Source organism: Mycobacterium sp. SMC-4, from assembly GCF_025263265.1.
In the GTDB taxonomy this organism is placed as follows: Bacteria; Actinomycetota; Actinomycetes; order Mycobacteriales; family Mycobacteriaceae; genus Mycobacterium.
Map to the genome: position 1 here is coordinate 2,784,345 of NZ_CP079869.1, position 22,555 is coordinate 2,806,899.

The following is a 22,555-nucleotide window of genomic DNA, read 5'->3' on the forward strand; positions in this document are numbered from 1 at the left end:
AGCGCGTGTCACACTGATCGTCGACAAAGGCTAGCAGACAACATATTTCGTGAAGGCACCGCTGCACGGTGACGCCGAGCGCGCCGAATCGTCTCGGCGGGGTCTGCCGGAGCGGGTATCCGGTTGCGATGACGCAGCACGACGGTAACCGAACGTCCACCGGAGAACCGGACCATACCTGGCTGCGAATCGCGTTCGTGCGACTGCATGAGCTTCCCGTCGACTCGGCGGAACGGAGCCGTTTGCGCGACCGCATCGTCGAAGAGTGCCTGCCGCTGGCCGAACGTATCGCACGCCGCTACGACCGTCGCGGAGAAGCCCATGACGACCTCGTCCAGGTGGCGCGGGTCGGCCTGATGAATGCGGTTAACCGCTTCGACCCGTGCGCCGGCACCGAGTTCCTGTCCTACGCGATTCCCACCATGCTCGGTGAGGTCAAACGGTACTTCCGGGACTTCAGCTGGTCGGTGAACGTGCCGCGTCGACTCAAAGACATCTACCCGTCGCTGGCACCACTGACCAACGACCTCACCCACCGGTTGGGGCGCGCACCAACCGCCGGGGAGCTGGCCAGGGCCTTGGGCGTGGAGCAGGCGGACATCGTTGCCACGCTGACCGCTGCAGCAGGTTTCAAGGCACGGTCGATCGACGAGCAGGCGTCCCGCGAGGACGTCGGCACGCCGGCGCTGATCGACCGGCTCGGCGGCTGCGATCCCGACATGGATTTCGTCGAGGACCGCGATGCGCTGCGCGCTCAGTTGGAGTTGCTGCCGGAACGCGAGTACCGCATCGTCATCATGCGCTTTTTCGAGTCGCTCACTCAGTCCGAGATCGCCACGCGTATGGGCATCTCCCAGATGCACGTCTCGCGCCTGCTCGCCCAGTCGCTGCGCAGGCTGCGCGACGGCATGGTGGAGCGGGCCGACAGCGATGTCGCCTGACAGGTCTACGTGCGCTTGCGCCGTCGCAGCAGTCCCCGCGCCGGGGGCACCTGCGAGGTCATGATCGCGCCGGTGCGGTCCCACACCCGATGCAGTCCCAGTGCGGCGATAAGTTCGGCGCTGAACGACGTCGACGCGTCATCTGCGGTGAGCACACCGGGCCCGTCGGAGCTGATGTCGATGGTCGCGAGCAGCGCGCGTCCGTCTCCCCAGGCGCCCAACGGCTTGCAGTGCCGGTACATCTCGTGCAGCAGCACCGCGAGCCTGATGTCGACGCGGTTGGGCGCGCGGTCGGCGATCACCACAGCATCGAACTCGATCGAGCGCGCAGTGGCGAACGTGCGGTCTACTGTCACGGTTCGGCGGCCGGATGTGAGCTGTCCGCCGACCGGCGCCAGCACCATCGCCTGGGCCCCGACCTTGTCCAGCGCCTTGGCCAGCTTCGCCAGACCGGCCAGGTCGGACGAATTGTCGGCAACGACTGCGACTTTGCGGCCCGCCACCGGGCCGGGTGTGGTGACCACCTGCGACAGCGCGGGGGATCGGAACACCTTTGCCGGTGGGTTGCCTTTCGGGGCAGGCAATCCCAGACCTTCTGCCACCTTGGCGCACAACTCGGAATCGACATTGGCCAGCACCTGCAGCTGACGTTCCTTGATGGCCTGGTCGTAGCACTTACCCAGTTCGAACGTGAACGCCTCGACGATGTGGGTCTGCTCGACGTCGGTCAGCGACCGGTAGAACATGGCCGGCTGGGTGTAGTGGTCGTCGAACGACGCCGGTTTGCCGCGCACCACCTCGCCCTGCACCGGACGCGCGGTGGGCACGTAGGCGCCCTCGCGCTCGTCGGCGAGAACCGGCTCGCCCCCGTCGATGCTGTTGGGCCGGTATGGGGCCTGGCCGGCGTGCACCGCCGTCTGATGCATGCCGTCGCGGAACATGTCGTTGACTGGACAGTGTGGTCGGTTGATGGGCAGCTGCGTGAAGTTCGGTCCGCCCAGCCGCAGCAGCTGAGTGTCGAGGTAGGAGAACAGTCGTGCCTGCATCAGCGGGTCGTTGGTGACCTCGATGCCCGGCACCAGATTGCCGGTGTGGAAGGCCACCTGTTCGGTCTCGGCGAAGAAGTTGGTCGGGTTGCGGTTGAGGGCCAACTTGCCGATCAGCTGGACCGGCACCACTTCCTCGGGCACGATCTTGGTCGGGTCCAGCAGGTCGATGCCGTCGTAGGAGTCGGTGCCGTCGTCGGGCATCACCTGCACTCCGAGTTCGTACTCCAACGGTGCGCCGGAGTCGATACCGTCGGCCATGTCACGCCGGTGGAAGTCGGGATCGCATCCGGCGGCGATCTGGGCCTCCTCCCAGACCTGGGAATGCACCCCGGCCAACGGCTTCCAGTGGAACTTGACCAGGCTGGTCCGGCCCTTGGCGTCGACCAGCCGGAAGGTGTGCACGCCGAACCCCTCCATGGTCCGGAACGACCGCGGGATCCCGCGGTCGCTCATGTTCCACAGCACATGGTGGGTGGCCTCGGTATGCAGCGAGACGAAATCCCAGAACGTGTCGTGGGCCGACTGGGCCTGGGGGATCTCCAGGTCGGGATGCGGTTTGGCGGCATGGATGACGTCGGGGAACTTGATGCCGTCCTGGATGAAAAAGACCGGAATGTTGTTACCGACCAGGTCGAATGTGCCCTCGTCGGTGTAGAACTTCACCGCAAAACCCCGGGTGTCACGAACCGTGTCGGCTGATCCCCGCGAGCCGAGAACCGTAGAGAATCGGCAGAACACCGCGGTCTGTTTGCCCTTGGCGGCCAGGAACGCCGCTTTGGTGAACTTCGCGGCGTTACCGTAAGCCTCGAAGATCCCGTGGGCGGCCGAACCGCGGGCGTGGACCACGCGCTCCGGGATCCGCTCGTGGTCGAAGTGGGTGATCTTCTCGCGCAGGTGGAAGTCCTCCATCAGCGTCGGACCGCGTACGCCGGCCTTGAGTGAGTGATCGGTGTCAGGGATTCGTACACCGTGCGCAGTGGTCAGATGGCGACCTTGCTGGCTACGCGGATCCTCCTGCGATGCAGGTCCTTTCACAGATCCGGTGGCACTGACGACGGTTGGTGCGGACTGCTTGGGTCGGCGGGCGGCGGGCATCGGGCCTCCATGGGCTGGGGTCTACTTACGGCGCATGGTCGTACCCGGCGCCACTGCCAATAAACGCCGAACCGCGGATTGGGTCGTGTCCGGCCCGGGGTGTCGGAGCAATTGGGTAGGGTCCTGCGCGTGAATTCGAGCACTGCCCTGAGCATTCCGTCCGCTGCGGTCAAGAGCGTGACCGTCCGCCTCGCCGAGGAGCTGGAGGTGGCAGAACGGCAGGTCGCAGCCGCGGTGCGACTGCTCGACGAGGGGGCGACGGTGCCGTTCATCGCTCGATACCGCAAGGAGGTCACCGGCAGCCTCGACGACGGTCAGTTGCGCCTGCTCGCGGAGCGGCTCGGGTATCTGCGTGAGCTCGACGACCGTCGCGCCTCGGTGCTGGGCTCGATCGCCGAACAAGGCAAGCTGACCGACGAGCTCGCCGCCGCGCTGGCCGCGGCCGACACCAAGGCCCGCGTCGAGGACATCTACCTGCCCTACAAACCCAAGCGGCGGACCAAGGCGCAGATCGCCCGGGAAGCGGGGCTGCAGCCGCTGGCAGACCAACTGCTCGGCGACCCGACGGTGCGGCCAGAGACCGCCGCCGCGGCGTTCGTCACCGCCGACGTCGCCGACCCCGCTGCAGCGCTGGAGGGCGCACGTCACATCCTGGTCGAACGCGCTGCCGAGGACGCCGAGCTGGTCGGTGCGCTTCGAGAGCGGTTGTGGGAGCATGGCTCGGTCCGCACCCGCCCGGCCCCCGACGCGATGGCCACCGCCCCCGCTGCGCAGAAGTTCCGTGACTACTTCGAGTTCTCCGAGCCTCTGGCGCAGATGCCGTCGCACCGCGTGTTGGCGGTACTGCGCGGGGAGAAGGAGCAGGTGCTCGCATTGACCGTCGATGCGGGCACCGACGAGCAGTACCAGGTGATGATCGCCCAGGCATTGGGCATCGACCTGGCCCGCGACGCGGCCGCCACACCATGGTTGGCGGCCACGGTCGGGTTCGCGTGGCGCACGCGGTTGTCGGTGTCGGCGGCGGTGGACGCGCGGGTCCGGTTGAAGATGCGCGCCGAGCATGACGCGGTCGCCGTATTCGCTCGCAATCTCAAAGACCTGCTGCTGGCGCCGCCGGCAGGCAACCGCACCACACTGGGCCTGGACCCGGGCTTTCGGACCGGCGTCAAGGTCGCCGTCGTGGACGGCACCGGCAAGGTGCTCGAGACCGCGACCATCTACCCGCACCAGCCGCACAAGCAATGGGAGGCCGCCAAGTCGGTGCTCTCCGGCCTGGTGACCCGCCACGCAGTGGAACTCATCGCCGTCGGCAACGGCACGGCCTCGCGGGAGACCGACGCGCTGGCCGCCGAGCTGATCGCCGACGTCCGGGCCGCCGGCGCGGGTGCGCCGACCAAGGCGATGGTCAGCGAGGCCGGCGCGTCGGTGTATTCGGCATCGGCCTACGCCGCCCACGAGCTGGCCGGGCTCGACGTGACGTTGCGCGGAGCCGTCTCGATCGCCCGGCGACTCCAGGACCCGCTGGCCGAGCTGGTCAAGATCGAGCCGAAGTCCATCGGCGTGGGTCAGTATCAGCACGACGTGGCCCCGACGACCCTGGCGCGCAGTCTGGGCGCAGTGGTCGAGGACGCTGTGCATGCCGTTGGGGTCGATCTCAACACGGCTTCGGTGCCGCTGTTGGCTCGGGTTTCGGGTATCAGCGAGTCTCTGGCGGAAGCCATCGTGGCGCACCGCGACAGGACCGGACGATTCACCAGCCGCCGCGCGCTGCTCGACGTGCCGCGCCTGGGGCCCAAGGCTTTCGAGCAGTGCGCGGGTTTCCTGCGGATCCGCGACGGGCAGGATCCACTCGACGGATCCGGTGTGCATCCTGAGTCCTATCCGGTGGTACGCCGGATCCTCGACCGCGCCGGGGTCACACTGGGCGAGATCATCGGCAACCAGCGGCTGCTGCGTGGTCTGCGGCCGACCGAGTTCGCCGACGAGCGCTTCGGTGTCCCCACCGTCACCGACATCCTGGCCGAACTCGAGAAGCCCGGCCGCGATCCGCGTCCGGCGTTCACCACCGCCACCTTCGCCGACGGTGTCGAGAAGGTCGCCGACCTGAAAGTGGGAATGGTGCTCGAGGGAGTGGTCACCAACGTGGCCGCCTTCGGCGCGTTTGTCGATATCGGCGTCCACCAGGACGGTCTGGTGCACGTCTCGGCGATGTCTGACCGCTACATCTCCGACCCGCATGAAGTGGTGCGCTCGGGTCAGGTGATCCGCGTCAAGGTCGTCAGCGTCGACGTCGAACGACAACGTATCGGCCTGAGTCTGCGCCTCAACGACGACGCCGCTGCCGCCCCGAAGAACCGAGACCGCCAACGCGACGGGGGCGGCAATTCGGGCCGGCGCCGGCCCGCGGAGAAGCGAAACAACCCGAAGAACAACAACTCTCAGCGGGATGACAAAGGTCGCGGAAGGCAGAACAACGGTCCGAGCGGCTCGATGGCTCAGGCCTTGCGCGAGGCGGGTTTCGGGCGGTGATCGCCGCGGCGCGCCGGCACCCGATCGCGCTCACCTGCGCGGTCGCGGTCCTCGCCGTCGCTCTGGTCGCCGGATGCACCCGCACGGTGGACAGCCCGCTCGCCCGGCCGGAGACGGTGGCCGCGCCCATCTCCACACTGCAGGTGCACGACCTGCTCAGCCCGGAAGTCCAAGACGGAGAAGGCAACCTGTTCGTCTCGGTCGACCCCGACCGCTGCAGCGGGCTGGCCCGAGAGGTCGATCCCCCGTTCCTGGCGACGCTACGGCCGATGGCCTCCGCCGGCGGGCACTGGACCACCCCCGACGCAGCGGTCTACGTCGAAGAGATGGTCGCGGTCTACCGCTACGATTTCGATTCCGGTGCAGCGCTGGAGAACGTGCGCGACACCATCCAGGCGTGCCGCGACACACCGCTGTCGGTCACCACGATGCGGGGCCGAACCTACGTCTTCCGCGCGGAACCGGGCGCAGCGGAGCCCCCCGCGGACAGTGTGCTGTGGTCGCTGCGGGCCGCGGACTGGAACTGCGACAATGCGTTCGTCGCCGCCCACAACGCGGCAATCGAGATCACCGCGTGCGGTGCCGCGGCGGGCTTCGATGCGGCGCCATTGGCCACCGACGCCCGCTTCCGCATCGAAGCGCTGGCCAACACCACCGCTTGAGGCCGACCTATCGCAGCTCTTCCTCGGCGGCGGCCAGTGCCGCGAATTCTTCGTCGGGGGAGTTGGCCACCAGGTGGTGGCGGCTGTAGATGCCGAAGTAGGCCATGAACAACCCGAACACGACCAGACAGCAGAACGCGGCCACCGGGTTGACGAGGAACGTCGCGATGACCGCGAATACCGCGATGACCAAGGCGAATCCGGTGGTGACCACGCCGCCCGGGGTGCGGTACGGGCGCGGCATCTCGGGTGCTCGCACGCGCAGCACGATATGGCTGACCATCATCAGCACATAACTCAACGCCGCCCCGAACACCGCCATGTTGAGCAGCAGGTCGCCCTGCCCCGTCAGCGACAAGCCGAACCCGATGACTCCGGGGATCACCAGGGCCAGCGTCGGTGCCTTACGACGGTTGGTCACCGACAGCGCCGGGGGCAGGTAACCCGCGCGCGACAGCGCGAACAACTGGCGCGAGTAGGCGTAGATGATCGAGAAGAAGCTCGCGATCAGACCGGCCAACCCGATGTAGTTGACGACCCTGGCCCAGGTGCCGTCGCCGAGGGCTTCGACCAACGGATTACCGGACTCCGACATCGCCGCCGCACCTCCGGCGCCGGTGGCCAACACCAGCACCGTCACACAGGTCACCAGCAGGACCGCGATGCCAGCGATGATGCCGCGGGGGACGTTGCGCCTCGGGTCAGCGGCTTCTTCGGCCGCCAGCGGCACCCCCTCAATGGCCAAGAAGAACCAGATGGCGAACGGCAGAGCGGCCCACACACCGAGCAGGCCGAACGGCAGCAGAGGCGAGGCCCCGGCGGCGTCGGTGACCGCGATATCGGTGAGGTTGGCCGAGTCGAACTGCCCGGCTGCGGCGAAGGCGAAGACCACCAGGCCGATCAGCGCGATCGCGGTGATGACGAACATGACTTTGAGCGCTTCGCCCACGCCGGCCAGATGGATACCGACGAAGATCACGTAGGCGGCCAGATAGACCCACCAGCCGTCTTCGATGCCGAAGAGCCCCAACGACTCGACATAGGCCCCGATGAACGTGGCGATCGCCGCCGGCGCGATCGCGTACTCGATCAGGATTGCCGTGCCGGTGGCGAAACCGCCCCACGGTCCCAGGGCGCGACGGGCGAAGGTGTACCCGCCGCCAGCGGCTGGTAGTGCCGAGGACAGCTCGGCCATCCCGAGAACCAAGGCCAGGTACATGCAGGCGATGATCGCGGCCGCGATCGCCAGGCCCCCGAAACCGCCTTCGGCCAAGCCGAAGTTCCATCCGGAGTAGTCGCCTGAGATGACGTAGCCGACGCCGAGCGCGGCCAGCAGCAGCCAACCCGCGCTGCCGGATTTGAGCTGACGCTTCTCCAGGTAGGCGGCCGACTCGCGATGCGCTTCGAAGCTGTGGGCCTTATGGTCGTGGCGACGGTCGGTACTCATGACATACGACTCCGTTCGACGGTGTAGCTGCACACTACGGAACGGTGGGGTTCGTGGTGTCTGTAACGGCGCGTCTGCTGTACCCGATACATCGCACACACACTGCTCGGATGACGGAAGGACCCGCCCGTGGGCGTAGTGATGGGGCTGTCGCTGACCTCCGATGAGGTGGTGTGGGCGCTCATCGACGCCGCGGACGACCATGGGTGTCGTCTGCTTGACCACGACGCGCTGGCCGTAACCGACCTCGGCGACACAGCGGTAAAGGCCGCGCGCAGCGCCTTGGCGCTCGCAACCGCCGACGGCGTCGACATCGACGTCGTCCGGGTCGTCGTCGGGCCCGGCGATGTCCCCGATGAGATCCCCGACGATGTCGTTGTCCGGTTGCGGTCCATGGGTTTTCGCAGCGCCGAGGTAGTGGGCCCCCCAGGTGCCCTCGATGCTTTGCAGAGTTTCACCCCCTGCCTGCGCGCGGCCATCGGCGCGGCGGCGTACCCGTCCCGGCGTGCGTGCGCCACTCCGGCTTCGGCCGCCCCGACCCGTGCTCGGCGAAGCCTGGTGGCCGGCGTGCTGGGCGCAGCCGCGGCCGCGGTGCTCTCGGTACTGTTCGTGACCAACGGCTCGATGCCGCAGAACGCCCATGCGACCCCCGCGGTCGAGGCGACTGCGGCGGCAACCGAGTCGGGATGGATCAGTGTCCCGGTGGCGTCGACCACGGGCGCCCAGGTGACCCGCAAGGTCGTCACCGCGCCGCCGCTGCAGTCGGCCCCGGCCTCGGTGGCATACGACTCGGCCCCGGCCTCGGTGGCATATGACTCGGCCCCGGCCTCGGTGGCATATGACTCGGCCCCGGCCTCGGTGCCTGCTGCCGTAGCTCCGCTGCCGGAGGCGGCCGCTGCGGTCGCCCCGGCACCTGAGTTGACGGCTGCGGTGGCCCCGGTGTCGGAGGCCCCCACCGCTGCGACGTCGCAGCCGCACCTCGACAGCACCGCGCCGCTAGCCGGTCCGCCACCCGCAGTGCCCGCGGACCCGGCAGCGCCGACCGCAGCGCTGGAGATGACAGATCTGTCGAACGTGTTCACTGCGCTGCCCTGAGCGCTTACGGTCATGGGGTGACAGCCGCACCCCAGCTGGCCACCTCGGCCGGCGACGTCGTCGAATCCGCCCGTCAGATGCGTGAACTGGTGGCCACCCAGGCCGCCGAGTCCGAGCGCATCAGGACCTTGACACCCGAGGTCGTCGATGCGATGTGGTCGACCGGCCTGATGACGGCCTTCAACCCGGTGGCCGCCGGCGGCGTCGAACCATCGTTCGCCGAGATGATCGAGACGTGGATCGAGATGGCATGGCAAGACGGGTCTTTCGGCTGGATAGGGATCGCCAATCTGCCGTCCTCGTTCGCTGCGGCCTGTTACCTGCCTGATGAAGGCTTCACCGAGGTGTTCAGTGCGAACGCAAACCATGTGACGATGGGCGGCCAATTCTTCCCCAACGGGCAGGGCGCTGCCGTCGAGGGCGGATACCGGCTCAACGGGTCGTGGAGCTTCGGGTCCGGGACCGGCCATGCCGAGTACGTTGCGGCGGGCTTTTTCCCGATGGACGACGGGCAGATGCGCTGGGTCAGTGAGGGCGTGCCCGATATGCAGGTCGCCGTGGTGCCCCGCAGTGAGGTGACGTTCAACGACGGCTGGCACGTGCAGGGGCTCAAGGGAACCGGCTCCTACGACTACGCGATCGAGGACGTCTTCGTCCCGCACAGTCGCACGTTTGCGCTGTTCACCCGTGCACCTCACCGGGGCGGTTCACCGGCCACCAGGATGGGCATGATGCCGGTGACCGCAGCCGGACACGCGGCCTGGGCGCTTGGCGTGGCCAAGAGCATGCTCGACGATGTGAGTGAGCTCGCCGCGACCAAGTATCGGATGAGCGACATGGCTGCGCTGGCCACCCGCCCGACGTTCCAGAAGGGACTGGCCCATCATGTCGCGGCGTGGCGTGCCGCGCGGCTGCTGGTGCTCGACGCGTTCGGCGCTGCCGAGGCGTGCGTGGCCGGTGGCGACGACCTGACCCCGACGATGCGGGCCGATATGCGGGTGGCCGCGGTGTTCGCCACCGACACCGCCCGTCAGTGCGCGGAGTGGGCTCACCTGGTGGCGGGTACCAGTGCCATTCGGGAAGGCACCCGCCTCGAGCGGGCGTTCCGTGATCTCTACACGGGCACCCAACATGCGTTCATCAGCGAGAAAGTCGCAATCGACGCGGCGCAGGTGTGGCTGGGGATCGTCGAGGATCAGTTCGGGCTCTGAGATAGCAGCGTCGGGCCGTCGACCACCTCGGCCAGGAAACGCCGGCTGGCCAGCAGATAACACCCGATGGCAGCCAGATGCATCACCGGCACCACACACAGCAACGCCCGTCCCAGTGACATGACGCCCATGCTGTCCTTGAGAGCGTCGCTGATCATGCCGACCACCAGCGGTCCGATCGAGCCGAGGATGGCGCTGAAGAAAAGGAACACCGCCGAGGCCGTTGCCCGCTGCTCCGGCGGTACCAGCCGTTGGATCGCCGCGATCGACGGCGCCATGTACGCCGTGCCCACCACATAGCTCAGCGCGATGAACAGCACGGCGGCAGCATGGTTACCGACCAGAAACCCCAGCATCGAGAACGGCAACAGCGACGCGGTCATCACCGAAACCAGCCACAGCAGCCAGCGCGGGTCGCGGGCGCTCAGCCGGTCGGCGATGCGGCCGACGACCAACAGCCCGAGAATCCCGGTCGCGCCGGTGGCCAGGCCGTAGTACAGGCCGACATCACCGAGCGGCATGCCGTGGGCGCGCATCAGGAATGCCGGGGCGAATGTCGTCAGCGCATACCCGGCCACCGAGATGCACGCCGCGCCGAACACGATCGCCAGATAGCTGGGCTTGCGCAGGATCTCCCACCAGCTCCCGGAAACCGGTGCCGCGGCGGTGTATTCGGTCCGCGGCGACTGGCGCCGTCCGACGACGACGAGTACCACCGGCACGAACGCGACACTCAGGGCGCCCATGATGAGGAAGGCCGCGCGCCAACCCAGGGCCTGGGCCAGCAGGCCGCCGGCGATCAGGCTGGCGGCGCTGGCCAGTGGGATGGCCAGGGTGATCACCGCCAGCGGTGCCGCGCGCCGCTCCGGCGCGAAATTGCGTGCGACGTAGGCGTGGGCGGCCGGCGTGGACCCGGCCTCACCGATGGCGACCCCCACCCGGGTCAGCGCCAGCTGGAATCCGGATTGCACCGCGCCGCCGAGCATCGTCATCAGACCCCACAGCGACAGACACCCGGACACCACCAGCCCGTAGGCACCGCGGTCAGAGATGCGCGCGATCGGGATGCCGACGATCGCATAGACCGCGAGGAAGCCGAATCCGTTGATCACCCCGATTGCGGTGTCTGACAGCGACAAGTCCTGCCGGATCGGCTCGGCGAGCACCGCGGGCAGGAATCTGTCGGCATAGTTCAGGGTCCCGACGACGGCGAGGACCGACACCGCGGCCCACGCTCGCCGCGGGGTGTGGGTCTGGTCGGTCAGGACAGGTGGCGGTGCCGTCATCACTGATCTCCTCACCCGCAGGGCATTACAGACGGCCATCAGAATGTCATGCGGCGCCGGAGCAATGGGTTCAAACCCGTCGGTTGGACGGGTGACCCCCAACCCCGTGCGAGCGGCGCGTCCAGTGGTTAACTATGCTAACCACCTGACGCCGGATCAACTGAAGGTGAGCCGATGACCTTGACCAAGAACGCATTGTCCGCCGTCGCCGCGGCCGCGCTGACGACCGGGTTCCTGCTCGGGGGCGCAGTGTCGGCAAGCGCGCAACCGGCACCGCCGCCACCTCCGCCGGTGTTGGGCGAGCAACCCCCGCATTGGGCCCCACCCAAACCCGCTGAGGTGTGGATCGGCCAGCCCGTGGTGTGGAACTCGGCCTGGGGCGGACGCTGGGGCGTGTGGATCAACGGAGGGTGGATCTCGCTGACGTCTAATCCGGTCACCGGGGGAGGCTGAACAACCGCAGCACCGATGTAGATCCGTGACGTGTCTAGCTGGGCTATACAATCGCTGCGGAGACCCGACCGCACGACGAAGCAGGAGAAATCATGACCGGACTGACCAGTCGCGTCGCCCGCGCGGGTCTGGGGATCCTCGGAGCCGCAGTCATGACCCTGGGCCTGGCCGGTCCGGCGATGGCGGATTCCACCGATGACTATCCGATCCCGCGTCGGATCATCCACACCCAGTGCGATGTCGAGCAGTACATGGCGGCGGCGCGCGACACCAGCCCGATCTACTTCGAGCGCTACATGATGGATCGCAGCAACCGGCCCGCCGACGTCCAACAGGCCGCGTTCGATCGGATCCACTGGTTCTTCTCGCTGGATCCGGTGGGCCGGCGCCAGTACTCGGAGAACACCGCCACCAACGTCTTCTACGAGCAGGTGGCCACTCGCTGGGGTAACTGGGCGAAGCTGTTTTTCAACAACAAGGGTGTGGTGGCCCATGCCACCGACGTCTGCATGAACTACCCGCGAGGCGACATGTCTGTGTGGGACTGGCCGGTCGCGCGCTGAGCGCTCGCGCGCAAGTCGGCTACCGCGCCTGATCCAGAATCGGCAGTGTCGCCGGGCAGTACGTCCGCAGACCTGCGGCGAGGAACTGCCACGCCTGCTCGGTCGTCGAGCCCCGCTGCAGCTGATTGTGCACGAAGTGGGCGGCTTCGAACGCGTCGGCATCCACACCGGTGGCGATCCGCTTGCAGGAAATCTTGCCGATCCAGGCGTTGTAGTCCTTCTGCCCGTAGATGCCGTAGGTGTTCAGCTCATTGGTGAAGGCGGTGTCGGGGTCGGCTGCCGCCGGTGCGGCCAAGACCAGCCCCGCCGCCGGTGCGCCGAACAGCACGCTGGCGGCGACCGCCGCACCACCGATCAGTGCACGCTTCATACCTTCACTCCTTCAGACGGATCCGATTGCAGTCCAGGGGGTTTCGGCCACGGTGACGGCACCGGCCGGGTGCGCACCCGCTGCGGCCACCAGAACCACGGACCCAACAGCGCCGCGATCGACGGTGTCATGAACGCTCGGACCACCAAGGTGTCGAACAGCAGACCCAATCCGATGGTGGTGCCGACCTGGGCGATGACGGTCAGCTCGCTGATCGCCATCGACATCATGGTAAGCGCGAACACCAGCCCGGCGGCGGTTACCACCGAGCCGCTCCCGCCCATCGCCCGGATGATGCCGGTACGCAGGCCGGCATGGATCTCCTCCTTGAGCCGGGAGACCAGCAGCAAGTTGTAGTCGGCGCCGACACCGAGCAACACGATCACCGCCATCGCGAACACCATCCAGTGCAGCTCGATGCCCAGAATGTGCTGCCACACCAGGATTGACAGACCGAACGAGGCGCCCAACGACATGGCCACGGTGCCGACGATGACCGCCGCTGCGACGATGGCGCGGGTCAGGATGAGCATGATGATGAAGATCAGCCCCAGCGCCGATATTCCGGCGATGAGCAGGTCGTAGTTGTTGCCGTCCTGCATGTCTTTGAACGTCGCCGCAGTGCCACCGAGGTAGATCTTGGACCCCTCCAACGGGGTGCCCTTCACCGCTTCTTTGGCCGCGGTCTTGATCCCGTCGATCTTGGCCACACCCTCCGGGCTGAGCGGGTCTCCCTCGTGGGAGATGATGAACCGCACCGCATGGCCGTCGGGGGACAGGAACTGCTCGAGCCCGCGCTGAAAGTCCTTGTTGTCGAAGATCTCCGGCGGGAGATAGAACGAGTCGTCGTTCATCGCGTCGTCGAATGCCTGGCCCATGGCGTCGGCGCCGTCGGACATCGCCGCCATCTGATCCTGCATGCCCTTTTGCGACTGATACATCGTCAGCATCATCGTGCGCATGGTCTTCATGGTCTGGATCATCTCGGGCATCAACGCCACCATCTGCGGCATCAACGCATCCAGCCGCTGCATATCGGGCAGCAGCGCTTTGATGTCGTCGGTCATCAGGTTGATGCCGTCAAGTGTGTCGAACACCGACCGCATCGCCCAACAGACCGGGATGTTGAAACAGTGTGGTTCCCAGTAGAAGTAGTTGCGGATGGGCCGGAAGAAGTCGTCGAAGTTGGCGATGCTGTCGCGGAGGTCTTCGATGTTGCCGACCATGCCCTCCATCTTCGTCACCATGTCGTGGGTGATTTCCGACATCTCCTGGGTCAGGCTCGACATCTTCTCCATCGTCGCGATGGTGGTGGCCATCTCGTCGGCCTGTACCAGCATGTCGGCCATCCGGTCCTGCATGTACTTCTCGTTGAGCCGCTGCGTGGTGCCCTGCATGCTCATCTGGAACGGAATCGAGGTGTGCTTGATGGGCTTACCGTCGGGCCGGGTGATGGCCTGTACCCGGGCGATGCCTTCCACTCGGAACAGCGCCTTGGCGATCTTGTCGATCACCAGGAAGTCCGCGGAGTTGCGCAGGTCGTGGTCGCTCTCGATCATCAGCAACTCGGGGTTCATCCGGGCCTGGTCGAAATGCTCGTCGGCCACGGCGTAACCCTCGTTGGCCGGTAGGTCGGCGGGCAGGTAGTCGCGGTCGTTGTAGTTGGTCTGGTATCCCGGCAGGGCCAACAGACCGACCAGGGCCAGCGCGATGGTCGCGACCAGGATGGGGCCCGGCCAGCGCACCACTGCCGCGCCGACCTTGCGCCAACCGCGGATGCGCATCGCGCGCTTGGGCTCCAGGATGTTGCCGAACCGGGTGACGACGCTGATCACCGCAACCATCAGGACCACGCCGGCCAACATCACCACCGTCATCCCGATGGCAAGCGGGACACCGAGGGTCTGGAAGTAGGGCAGGCGGGTGAAGCTCAGGCAGAACGTCGCACCGGCGATGGTCAGACCCGAGCCCAGCACCACGTGCGCGGTGCCGTGGAACATCGTGTAGTAGGCGGTCTCTTTGTCCTCGCCGTTGGTACGGGCCTCCTGATAGCGGCCCGTCAGGAAGATCGCGTAGTCGGTCGCCGCGGCGATGGCCAGCGTCACCAACAGGTTCGTCGCGAACGTCGAGAGCCCGATGATCTCGTGGTAGCCGAGGAACGCCACCACGCCGCGCGCGGTGGTCAGGGACAACACCACCATCACCAACGTGATGAGCACCGTCACGATCGAGCGGTAGACCAGCATCAGCATCACGAAGATGACCGCGAAGGTCACCATTTCGATGGTGCGGACGCTGCGATCACCGGCGATGTGCTGGTCGGCGGCCAGCGCAGCGGGACCGGTGACGTAGGCCCGCACTCCCGGCGGCGGCTCCAGGCCCGCGACGATGTCCTGGACGGCTTCGACGGATTGGTTGGCCAGCGCCTCACCTTGGTTGCCGGCGAGCTTGACCTGCACGTAGGCGGCCTTGCCGTCGTTGCTCTGGGATCCCGATGCGGTCAGCGGGTCGCTCCAGAAGTCCTGCACCGACTGCACATGGGTGGTGTCGGCCTCAAGCCGCTCGACCAGCTCGTCGTACCAGGCGTGGGCCGCTTCGCCGAGTGGCTCGTCTCCCTCGAACACGATCATCACCGAGCTGTCGGAGTCGCCTTCCTCGAACAGCTCTCCGACCCGGTGCATCGAGATCATCGACGGAGCGTCTTTGGGGCTCATCGAGACGGCGCGCATCTCGCCGACCGCTTCGAGCTGCGGCACCGAGATGTTCAGGACAGCGATCAGCACGATCCAGCCCAGGATGATGGGCACCGCGAAGGTCCGGATCGCCCGCGCAATAAACGGCCGGTGCGGCCGGCGCGGCGGCGGGAACGAGTCCGTCGGGGCGTCGTGAACCGACGTGCTCATGCGTTCTTCACAAGGCAGAAGGTCTGGGCATTCACACCCGTGGAGGTTCTCTCGTCCTTGAGCTCGTCGTCGACGAAGATGCGACACGTGATCGTGCTGCCGTCACCCTGGGCGACGACGTTGGGGGCCGCCGAGGGCTCGGTGGTGCTCAGGGTCAGCGACCACGGCAGGCTGACCGCATCGATGCGCTGCGGTTTGGCGGCGAGATCGAGGTAGTTCACGTCGGCGTAGGACCCGCTACCGGTGATCTCGTAGCGCACGATCTTCGGGTCGAAAGGCTCCGGCAGGTCGGCGAAGTTGCGCGGTGTCTCGATGATTCCCTCGGAACCGAAGAATGTTCGGATGCGCGACACGGTCAGGCCAGCGATGACCACGATGACCACGATGAGCAGGGGCAGCCACGTCTTTTTCAGGACGGCGATCATGACGTCCGACCCCGACACATGCCCCGCATCCCACCTCTGATTTCGTTCTGACTGTTCGGACGATCGTAACTTAGCCGGTATAACTTCTCACTCGCCGCCAGATTAGCTCAAGCAATTGTGTCTCTGCTAACCCTGCGTGGTCCGGTGCGGTCCAGGTCACTGCCAGACCCTTGACCCAGACCGAAGCGCGCTGTTACACATACCGAAACCGGCATGCTGTGCGATCGCCCAAGACCGGCGCCGACCAGGAGTGTGTACTCGATGAGGGTGTACTACGACCCCTATGACGTCGGAATCACGGCCGACCCGTATCCCACTTATGCCAGGCTGCGCGACGAGGAGCCACTGTATTACAACGAGCGCTACGACTTCTGGGCGCTATCCCGCCACGCCGACGTGGAAAGGGCGCTGCTGGATTGGGAGACCTTCTCCAACAGTCGCAGCGACATCCTGGAACTGGTCAAGTCCGAGTTCGATATGCCCGACGGCGTGATGATGTTCGAGGATCCGCCCGCTCACACGATGCTGCGCGGGCTGATGTCGCGGGTGTTCACCCCGCGGCGGATGGCCGAGATCGAGGATCAGATCCGTCAGTACTGCATCAACTGTCTGGATCCGCTGGTGGGCTCCGGTGGCTTCGACATCATCGGCGAACTGGCCGCGATGATGCCGATGCGGGTGATCGGCATGCTGCTGGGCATTCCGGAGTCCGAGCAGGTGTCGGTACGCGACGCCAACGACGCCAACCTGCGCACCAAACCCGGTGCCCCGATGAAGGTCGCCGACGCGGACAGGATCGCCGACGGCCGCATCTACGCCGATTACGTGCAGTGGCGGTCGGACAACCCGTCCGACGACCTGATGACAGCCCTGCTCAACGTCGAGTTCACCGACGAAGACGGCGTGCATCGCAAGCTGACCCGCAAGGAAGTCCTGCACTACACCCAAGTGGTGGCCGGCGCCGGCAATGAGACCACGGGCCGGCTGATCGGATGGTTGGCCAAAGTGCTCGCCGAGCACCCGCAACAGCGCCGCGAGATCGTCGAGGACAGATCGCTGGTACCGCGCGCGGTCGACGAGACGCTGCGCTTCGAACCGACCGGCCCGCATGTCGCGCGTTGGGTGGCCAGGGACTTCGCGGCCTACGACATGATGGTGCCGGCCGGCAGTGCCATGTTGCTGCTGTTCGGCGCGGCCAACCGCGACGGGCGCCGCTACCGCAATCCCGACACCTTCGACATCCACCGCGACAACATCAGCCACCTGACCTTCGGCAAGGGGCTGCACTACTGCCTGGGAGCCAACCTGGCCCGCCTGGAAGGTCGGGTCGCACTCGACGAACTGCTCAACCGGTGGCCGGAGTGGGATATCGACTACGACAGCGCCCGGCTGGCTCCCACCTCCACCGTCCGCGGTTGGGAGCACCTACGAGTCCTGGTGCCCTGAACGCGCTCAGTCGGTGCCGTCGGCCGGGTCGCTGTTTTCGCTGTCGTTGTTTGCGCTGGCGTCGAGCACGCTGACCGCGATGCCGTAGGGCAGGAAACGCACCCGACGGTTGGGATCGGTGTTGTTCTTGTTGGCGCGCAACGCATCCAGCTCGGTCGGGTAGACCTGCTCGATGTGGGCACCTCCGGTGTCGTCAACGGTGTAAACGGCCCACACACCGTCACCGGTATCACCGGTGGTCGGTGGCTCGGCGCGGCGACCGGACGGCCGGGCGAACTCGTCGAACAAACCCGACCATCCCGGGCGGTCGGCCGGGGTGGACATGAACCGACCCAGACCGTCGAGCACCTCGCGCAACCCTTCACCGGCCTCGCGAACGACACGGTCGAAATCCTCGGGATCGAACCCGAAAGGCCCGTTTCTGCTCATGCTGGCTCCTCCTGACAGCCGGGCGGACGAGCTCGGCACTACCGTCCAGTGTGCCTGTCGCGGTGGGGGGCGTCGACTGTGGCAGCGGCACGTGGTAGGCAACGATATGGCTACCACCCGGTCCGACCTGCTCACCGCAGCGCAGCGGTCGCTGACCGCCGCCAACGCCCACGACCGAGAGGGCTGGATCGGGCTGTTCACCGACGACGGACGTGTCGAAGACCCCGTCGGCTCGGCACCACACCGGGGACGAGCGGCGATCGCGCGGTTCTACGACACCTTCATCGGGCCGCGCACCATCAACTTCCACCCGCACGCCGACATCGTCAGCGGCACCACCGTCGTGCGCGATGTGACGCTCGAGATCGCGATGTCGTCGGCGCTGACGATGCAGGTGCAGACGTTTATCCGTTACGACCTGCGCGAGGTCGACGGTGCCTGGCGGCTCGCGGCGTTGACGGCGTACTGGGAACTACCGGCGATGATGCGGCAGTTCGCTCGCGGCGGCCTGGCTGCGCTGCCGGCCGGAGCTGCCCTGGGCCGCACGATGCTGACCAACCAGGGGCTGCTCGGCAGCCTCGGATTCGCCGGCGGGTTCTTCGGACTGGGATCAGCGGGCAAGAATCTGTTCGCGAACTTTCTCGACGCCGCATGCAGCGGTGACGAGGTCGGGCTGCGCCGGGTTACCGCGGGCACGTCGCTCACCCGCGGCGACAATGGTCCTGTCACGAGTTCAGAGTTGGCCGCCGAGCTTGCCGGGGCGCACTGGGACAAGCTGATCACCTCCGGACGATCGGTGGCAGCGCGCCTCGAGCGCGACGGGATCGACGGGGTGATGTTCGGTCAGGTGCGCGGCCGGGTAGGCCACGAGCGCGCGGCGCTGTCGCGACTGTGCTGGTTCACCGACGAAAGGTGAACACGACAAACCCGATCTGCCCGGGTTGTCGCGCTGCGCGCGCGCCGCGTGTCAAGCTGACACCACCATGGATATGTCCGCCGACGCTGCGCCTTATGTGTCCTACGAGGAATTCGGCCGCCGGTTCTTCGAAGTCGCCGTCAACGAAGAACGGGTAGGCGGCGCCATCGCCCAGATCGCCGGGGAAGCCTTCGAAATGGGGCCGATCGCGCAGGGGCCGGGCAAGCTGGCCAAGGTGACCGCGAAGGTGCGGATCCAGCAGCCGCGAGTCAGCCGCACTCTGGGCGAGCTGATCACCTTCGGCATCCGGATCCCGCTGGAGATCGACATGGTCGTCGATCTGCGCATCGACAAGCCCAAGTTCATGGTGTTCGGCGAGATCGCGCTCAAGGCCACCGCACGCGCCGCCGAACCGTTGCTGTTGATCCTCGATGTCGAGAAGCCGCGCGCCTCGGACATCGCCATCCACGTCACCTCAAAAACGCTGCGCGCCGAAGTGGTGCGCATCGTGGGCGGTGTCGATGCGGAGATCAAACGCTTCATCGCGATGCACGTCGCCGGAGAGATCGACAGCCCGGAATCCCAGCAGGCCAAGATCATCGACGTCGCACAGCAACTCGACGAGACCTGGACGGGAATCTGATCGCCCACCTCGGCGGTAAGAACGCCGGCCCCGGCCGCCTGGTCTGACATGCCCAAGCTCAGCGCCGGACTATTGCTGTTCCGCGACCGTGGCGGTGTCCTGGAGGTGTTGATCGGTCACCCTGGCGGCCCGTTCTGGGCAGCTAAGGATGAGGCGGCGTGGTCGATCCCGAAAGGCGAATACGACCACGGCGATGACCCGTGGCTGGTCGCGCTGCGGGAGTTCGAAGAGGAGCTCGGCAAACCCGCACCGCACGGCCCCAGGATCGAGCTCGGAGCGCTGCGACAGCCCAGCGGCAAGGTTGTCACCGTGTTCGCGGTACGCGGTGACCTCGATCTCGAGGGCGCCGTCAGCAATACGTTCACACTCGAATGGCCCAAGGGTTCAGGGAAATTCACGGAGTTTCCGGAGATCGATCGGGTGGCGTGGTGTGATGTGCCGACCGCCCGGATCAAACTCCTCAAAGGTCAACGGCCACTGCTTGATCGGCTGGTCGCCGCCGTTGGGGGCGGCGCTGCTGATTAGGTCGCGCTACAGATCAAGCGTCAGGGTCGAATCTGCTGCCGCCCGCGACACGCAGGTCAGGATCTGGCCGGCGGCTCGTTCGGGTTCGGACAGCAGCGTGTCACGGTGGTCGACGTCGCCTGCCAGAACCTGGGTACGGCAGGTTCCGCAGAACCCTTGTTGGCACGAATATGGCGGAGTGACAGCGGATCTGCGCAGCGCAGCCAGCAGCGTCTCGTCGGCGCCGACGGTGACCGTCTGACCCGTTGACCCGACAATGACGTCGAACGGGTGTCCGTCGACGACAGGAGCTGCAGCGAACCGTTCGAAGTGCAACTCCACGTCGTCGCGACCGACGAGCGCTGCGCGGATGGCGGTCAGCATCGGCGCCGGTCCGCAGGCGTAGACGGCGGTCGCGGCGGTGCAGTCACCGAGCAACTCCTCGGCGTCTGGGATCCCATGCCGATCGTCGGTGCGTACCACGACCGAGTCACCCAACGTGCCGACCTCGTCGAGGTAGGGGAGACTGTCGGCCGAGCGGCCGGCGTAGACCATCGACCAGTCGATTCCCAACTGCCGTGCGTAGCGGAGCATCGGCAGTATGGGTGTGATGCCGATACCGCCGGCGACGAAGCGCAGCCGCCGGGTCGGTGACCCGTAGCCGGGAACCGTCAGCGGAAATGCATTGCGGGGGCCGTGTGTATGCACCACAGCGCCGACGGCCAGATCGTGTACCTCGATCGACCCGCCGCCACCGTCGGGGATGCGACGCACCGCGATCCGGTAGCCCTCGCGTGAGCCCGGGTCTCCGCACAAGGAGTACTGCCGGATCCGGCCGCTGGGCAAGTGCACGTCGATGTGCGAGCCGGGATGCCAGCGCGGCAGCGCACCGCCGTGCGCCGCGGTCAGGGTCAGTTCCACCACGTCCTGATCGCGGGCAACGACGCGGCGCTGCGCCACGGTCAGCGCAATGAGGTCGCCGGCCGCGCCTCCGGGTGGGCGCGGCCGCCGCAACACCGTCGCCGCCGACAGCATGCCGGAGATCGCGACACCGGCCAGCCGCACTGTGACGTTGCGTGTGCGGTGCTGGTGCTGGGTCATCACAGGTGGGCGGCGCGTGCCGCGGGGGAGGCCGCCAGGTAGGCCACCGCCTGGGCGGTGGAGCCCACGTGCTCAGGGGAGTATCGCGGCCGGAAGTAGGACAGCGTGCTGGTTCCGAACAGCTGCCGGTAGCAGGGCAGCAACCCCAGCTTCGAGTCCCGCATCCGCATCCGGTTGAAGGTCCACCAGTTGGCCCGCACGTTCGGGTCGTTCTTGACCAGATACCACGCCGCACGCTGGAAGAAGACGAACAGCATCGGCGCCGCGACGCTCATCGCCCGGATGCGGCTGAGGTAGCTGTCGTCGAAGTAGACGGCGACGTCATGGGCGACGCTGCGGTGCTCGACCTCCTCGCTGCCATGCCAGCGGAACAGGTCGACCAAGGTCGGGTCCGCGCCGTGGTCGTCCCAGGCGCAGTTGAGCGCGAAGTCGCCCATTACGGCGGTGTAGTGCTCGATGGCGGCGATCAGCCACAGTCGTTCGCGCAAATGGTTCATCCGGCGGCGGGGATCAGCTGTGTCCGACGGTGCCAGGACCTGGCTGAAGATGTGCTCGATCTGGGCCAGGATCGGGGCGGGATTCACGCCGTGCTCGACCATGTAGTCATGCAGGACTTGTTCGTGCACGTCGGCATGGGTGGCCTCTTGGCCGATGAACCCTCGGATGTCGTCGGCGAGCTTGGGGTCCTCGACGAAGGGCAGTGCCTCGTTGAATGTCTCGACGAACCACCGCTCACCGGCGGGCAACACGATGTTGAGCACGCTCACCACGTGTGAGGCGACGGGGTGACCGGGAATCCAGTGCAGCGGGACACCATCGACGTCGAATTGCACCCGCCGGGCCTGGATCTGCACCGGCCCGGGGTCGATCTCATGGTCGAAGCGGCGCGGTCGCAACATCAAACGGCTCCTGTTCGTCGTACTCCTCCGGATTCTACGACGAAAGGGGTCGGTTAATGGGAACGGCGGTCCGGGATACCTGTGTCAGGGACGCGGCGAAGTGTTGGCGATGATCGGCGGGGGGCTGCCGGCGGCACCCGGTGCGACCGGGGTGCCGGCGCCGGGAGCTCCGGGGACCGGCACCAAGGGCGTGGGGGTCACGGTGGTTACGCCATTGGCGCCGACTCGCGGACCGCCGGTAGGGCCCATCGCCTTTATCTGGTCGGCCGCGGCCTGGGTGCAATCCAGCATCAGCTGCATGCGGCCTTTGCCGGTGACCTTCTGCTGGCTGACCAGGCACGCCGACTGTGGCAGGACGCTGCCATGAGAACCACCGAAGTACGCCTTGACGCCTTGGCTCTTCAGGATTGCCAATGCACGGCCATACTGTTCGCCCAGCACATTGTGCGGATGCGAGTCGGACGGCTGCGAGATCGCGACGCCCGCTCCGAACAGGGCGACCGTTCCTGCGGCGACGAGGCCACCGCTGAACACGACGAGCTTTCTCACGACAAATCTCCTCGCTTGTGCGGATGCGGTGCGAACATA

At 66.7% G+C, this 22,555-nt stretch carries 21 protein-coding genes; 11 read left to right on the forward strand and 10 right to left on the reverse strand.

Annotated features, from left to right (window positions below; genetic code table 11):
* The first annotated feature begins 128 nt into the window (after window positions 1–128).
* Window positions 129–941, forward strand: a complete 813-nt coding sequence (locus KXD98_RS13460; RefSeq protein WP_260764924.1) for a SigB/SigF/SigG family RNA polymerase sigma factor — start codon at window positions 129–131, stop codon at window positions 939–941.
* A 5-nt stretch (window positions 942–946) separates the two neighbouring features.
* Here the strand turns inward: KXD98_RS13460 and KXD98_RS13465 are convergent, their stop codons facing one another.
* Window positions 947–3,085, reverse strand: a complete 2,139-nt coding sequence (locus KXD98_RS13465) for a catalase (RefSeq protein ID WP_260764925.1) — start codon at window positions 3,083–3,085, stop codon at window positions 947–949.
* 129 nt (window positions 3,086–3,214) lie between these two features.
* Here KXD98_RS13465 and KXD98_RS13470 point away from each other — a divergent pair, with 129 nt between their 5' ends.
* Together KXD98_RS13470 and KXD98_RS13475 are read left to right on the forward strand one after the other, a co-directional pair.
* Entirely contained in the window at window positions 3,215–5,614 is a 2,400-nt protein-coding gene (locus tag KXD98_RS13470; protein WP_396883069.1) for a Tex family protein, read from the forward strand.
* The gene (locus KXD98_RS13475) at window positions 5,611–6,276 is read left to right on the forward strand and encodes a sensor domain-containing protein (protein WP_260764926.1); all 666 of its coding nucleotides are present in this window, start codon (window positions 5,611–5,613) and stop codon (window positions 6,274–6,276) included. Before KXD98_RS13470 ends, KXD98_RS13475 begins: the two co-directional genes overlap by 4 nt.
* A gap of 7 nt (window positions 6,277–6,283) precedes the next feature.
* On the opposite strand, the gene eat is transcribed toward KXD98_RS13475, so the two are convergent.
* On the reverse strand, window positions 6,284–7,723 hold the full coding sequence (eat, locus tag KXD98_RS13480; protein WP_260764927.1) for an ethanolamine permease: 1,440 nt from the start codon (window positions 7,721–7,723) through the stop codon (window positions 6,284–6,286).
* A gap of 129 nt (window positions 7,724–7,852) precedes the next feature.
* Here eat and KXD98_RS13485 point away from each other — a divergent pair, with 129 nt between their 5' ends.
* Entirely contained in the window at window positions 7,853–8,818 is a 966-nt protein-coding gene (locus KXD98_RS13485) for a hypothetical protein (RefSeq protein WP_260758870.1), read from the forward strand.
* Between the two features lie 77 nt (window positions 8,819–8,895).
* The gene (locus KXD98_RS13490; RefSeq protein ID WP_260765186.1) at window positions 8,896–10,029 is read left to right on the forward strand and encodes an acyl-CoA dehydrogenase family protein; all 1,134 of its coding nucleotides are present in this window, start codon (window positions 8,896–8,898) and stop codon (window positions 10,027–10,029) included.
* Here KXD98_RS13490 and KXD98_RS13495 read toward each other — a convergent pair.
* Window positions 10,014–11,315: an MFS transporter gene (locus KXD98_RS13495; RefSeq protein WP_260758871.1), complete on the reverse strand. Its 1,302-nt coding sequence runs from the start codon at window positions 11,313–11,315 to the stop codon at window positions 10,014–10,016. The two genes, KXD98_RS13490 and KXD98_RS13495, sit on opposite strands and share 16 nt — an antisense overlap.
* Before the next feature lie 174 nt (window positions 11,316–11,489).
* Between KXD98_RS13495 and KXD98_RS13500 the strand changes: the two genes are divergently transcribed.
* Both KXD98_RS13500 and KXD98_RS13505 read left to right on the forward strand, forming a co-directional pair.
* On the forward strand, window positions 11,490–11,768 hold the full coding sequence (locus tag KXD98_RS13500) for a hypothetical protein (RefSeq protein ID WP_260758872.1): 279 nt from the start codon (window positions 11,490–11,492) through the stop codon (window positions 11,766–11,768).
* A gap of 92 nt (window positions 11,769–11,860) precedes the next feature.
* Window positions 11,861–12,331 carry a DUF5078 domain-containing protein gene (locus tag KXD98_RS13505; RefSeq protein WP_260758874.1) on the forward strand — a complete coding sequence of 157 codons (471 nt, stop codon included), beginning with the start codon at window positions 11,861–11,863 and terminating at the stop codon, window positions 12,329–12,331.
* Between the two features lie 19 nt (window positions 12,332–12,350).
* On the opposite strand, the gene KXD98_RS13510 is transcribed toward KXD98_RS13505, so the two are convergent.
* The 3 genes from KXD98_RS13510 to KXD98_RS13520 are packed head-to-tail and all read right to left on the reverse strand — an operon-like array spanning window position 12,351 to window position 16,029.
* Entirely contained in the window at window positions 12,351–12,701 is a 351-nt protein-coding gene (locus KXD98_RS13510) for a DUF732 domain-containing protein (protein WP_260758876.1), read from the reverse strand.
* Window positions 12,698–15,604 (reverse strand): RND family transporter, encoded by a 2,907-nt coding sequence (locus KXD98_RS13515; RefSeq protein ID WP_260758879.1) that lies wholly within the window; start codon window positions 15,602–15,604, stop codon window positions 12,698–12,700. The genes KXD98_RS13510 and KXD98_RS13515 overlap by 4 nt, the downstream gene beginning before the upstream one ends.
* Window positions 15,601–16,029: an MmpS family protein gene (locus KXD98_RS13520; RefSeq protein WP_260758881.1), complete on the reverse strand. Its 429-nt coding sequence runs from the start codon at window positions 16,027–16,029 to the stop codon at window positions 15,601–15,603. Before KXD98_RS13520 ends, KXD98_RS13515 begins: the two co-directional genes overlap by 4 nt.
* Before the next feature lie 261 nt (window positions 16,030–16,290).
* Here KXD98_RS13520 and KXD98_RS13525 point away from each other — a divergent pair, with 261 nt between their 5' ends.
* A complete protein-coding gene (locus KXD98_RS13525; RefSeq protein ID WP_260758882.1) occupies window positions 16,291–17,475 on the forward strand; it encodes a cytochrome P450 in 1,185 nt (394 codons plus the stop codon).
* A gap of 6 nt (window positions 17,476–17,481) precedes the next feature.
* Here KXD98_RS13525 and KXD98_RS13530 read toward each other — a convergent pair whose 3' ends face one another.
* Window positions 17,482–17,904, reverse strand: a complete 423-nt coding sequence (locus tag KXD98_RS13530; RefSeq protein WP_260758884.1) for a hypothetical protein — start codon at window positions 17,902–17,904, stop codon at window positions 17,482–17,484.
* 106 nt (window positions 17,905–18,010) lie between these two features.
* Here KXD98_RS13530 and KXD98_RS13535 point away from each other — a divergent pair, with 106 nt between their 5' ends.
* The 3 genes from KXD98_RS13535 (at window position 18,011) to KXD98_RS13545 (ending at window position 19,988) form a co-directional block, all read left to right on the forward strand.
* Entirely contained in the window at window positions 18,011–18,820 is an 810-nt protein-coding gene (locus KXD98_RS13535) for a ketosteroid isomerase family protein (protein WP_260758885.1), read from the forward strand.
* Window positions 18,821–18,887: 67 nt separating this feature from the next.
* Window positions 18,888–19,463, forward strand: coding sequence for a hypothetical protein (locus KXD98_RS13540; protein WP_396881225.1), 576 nt, complete (start codon window positions 18,888–18,890; stop codon window positions 19,461–19,463).
* Window positions 19,464–19,511: 48 nt separating this feature from the next.
* The gene (locus KXD98_RS13545) at window positions 19,512–19,988 is read left to right on the forward strand and encodes an NUDIX domain-containing protein (protein ID WP_260758887.1); all 477 of its coding nucleotides are present in this window, start codon (window positions 19,512–19,514) and stop codon (window positions 19,986–19,988) included.
* A 6-nt stretch (window positions 19,989–19,994) separates the two neighbouring features.
* On the opposite strand, the gene KXD98_RS13550 is transcribed toward KXD98_RS13545, so the two are convergent.
* The 3 genes from KXD98_RS13550 to KXD98_RS13560 all read right to left on the reverse strand — a co-directional run bounded on the left by KXD98_RS13550 (window position 19,995) and on the right by KXD98_RS13560 (window position 22,516).
* Window positions 19,995–21,068 carry a PDR/VanB family oxidoreductase gene (locus tag KXD98_RS13550; protein WP_260758889.1) on the reverse strand — a complete coding sequence of 358 codons (1,074 nt, stop codon included), beginning with the start codon at window positions 21,066–21,068 and terminating at the stop codon, window positions 19,995–19,997.
* On the reverse strand, window positions 21,068–21,967 hold the full coding sequence (locus tag KXD98_RS13555) for a metal-dependent hydrolase (protein ID WP_260758891.1): 900 nt from the start codon (window positions 21,965–21,967) through the stop codon (window positions 21,068–21,070). The genes KXD98_RS13550 and KXD98_RS13555 overlap by 1 nt, the downstream gene beginning before the upstream one ends.
* Before the next feature lie 84 nt (window positions 21,968–22,051).
* On the reverse strand, window positions 22,052–22,516 hold the full coding sequence (locus tag KXD98_RS13560; RefSeq protein WP_260758893.1) for a hypothetical protein: 465 nt from the start codon (window positions 22,514–22,516) through the stop codon (window positions 22,052–22,054).
* Window positions 22,517–22,555: the final 39 nt, after the last annotated feature.

Bases quoted from the DNA above. Each gene is read 5' to 3' on its own strand.
- KXD98_RS13460 (WP_260764924.1), top strand. From the start codon at position 129: ATGACGCAGCACGACGGTAACCGAACGTCCACCGGAGAACCGGACCAT.
- KXD98_RS13465 (WP_260764925.1), bottom strand. From the start codon at position 3,085: ATGCCCGCCGCCCGCCGACCCAAGCAGTCCGCACCAACCGTCGTCAGT.
- eat (WP_260764927.1), bottom strand. From the start codon at position 7,723: ATGAGTACCGACCGTCGCCACGACCATAAGGCCCACAGCTTCGAAGCG.
- KXD98_RS13490 (WP_260765186.1), top strand. From the start codon at position 8,896: ATGCGTGAACTGGTGGCCACCCAGGCCGCCGAGTCCGAGCGCATCAGG.
- KXD98_RS13495 (WP_260758871.1), bottom strand. From the start codon at position 11,315: ATGACGGCACCGCCACCTGTCCTGACCGACCAGACCCACACCCCGCGG.
- KXD98_RS13500 (WP_260758872.1), top strand. From the start codon at position 11,490: ATGACCTTGACCAAGAACGCATTGTCCGCCGTCGCCGCGGCCGCGCTG.
- KXD98_RS13505 (WP_260758874.1), top strand. From the start codon at position 11,861: ATGACCGGACTGACCAGTCGCGTCGCCCGCGCGGGTCTGGGGATCCTC.
- KXD98_RS13510 (WP_260758876.1), bottom strand. From the start codon at position 12,701: ATGAAGCGTGCACTGATCGGTGGTGCGGCGGTCGCCGCCAGCGTGCTG.
- KXD98_RS13515 (WP_260758879.1), bottom strand. From the start codon at position 15,604: ATGAGCACGTCGGTTCACGACGCCCCGACGGACTCGTTCCCGCCGCCG.
- KXD98_RS13520 (WP_260758881.1), bottom strand. From the start codon at position 16,029: ATGATCGCCGTCCTGAAAAAGACGTGGCTGCCCCTGCTCATCGTGGTC.
- KXD98_RS13525 (WP_260758882.1), top strand. From the start codon at position 16,291: ATGAGGGTGTACTACGACCCCTATGACGTCGGAATCACGGCCGACCCG.
- KXD98_RS13530 (WP_260758884.1), bottom strand. From the start codon at position 17,904: ATGAGCAGAAACGGGCCTTTCGGGTTCGATCCCGAGGATTTCGACCGT.
- KXD98_RS13535 (WP_260758885.1), top strand. From the start codon at position 18,011: ATGGCTACCACCCGGTCCGACCTGCTCACCGCAGCGCAGCGGTCGCTG.
- KXD98_RS13540 (WP_396881225.1), top strand. From the start codon at position 18,888: ATGGATATGTCCGCCGACGCTGCGCCTTATGTGTCCTACGAGGAATTC.
- KXD98_RS13545 (WP_260758887.1), top strand. From the start codon at position 19,512: ATGCCCAAGCTCAGCGCCGGACTATTGCTGTTCCGCGACCGTGGCGGT.
- KXD98_RS13550 (WP_260758889.1), bottom strand. From the start codon at position 21,068: ATGACCCAGCACCAGCACCGCACACGCAACGTCACAGTGCGGCTGGCC.
- KXD98_RS13555 (WP_260758891.1), bottom strand. From the start codon at position 21,967: ATGTTGCGACCGCGCCGCTTCGACCATGAGATCGACCCCGGGCCGGTG.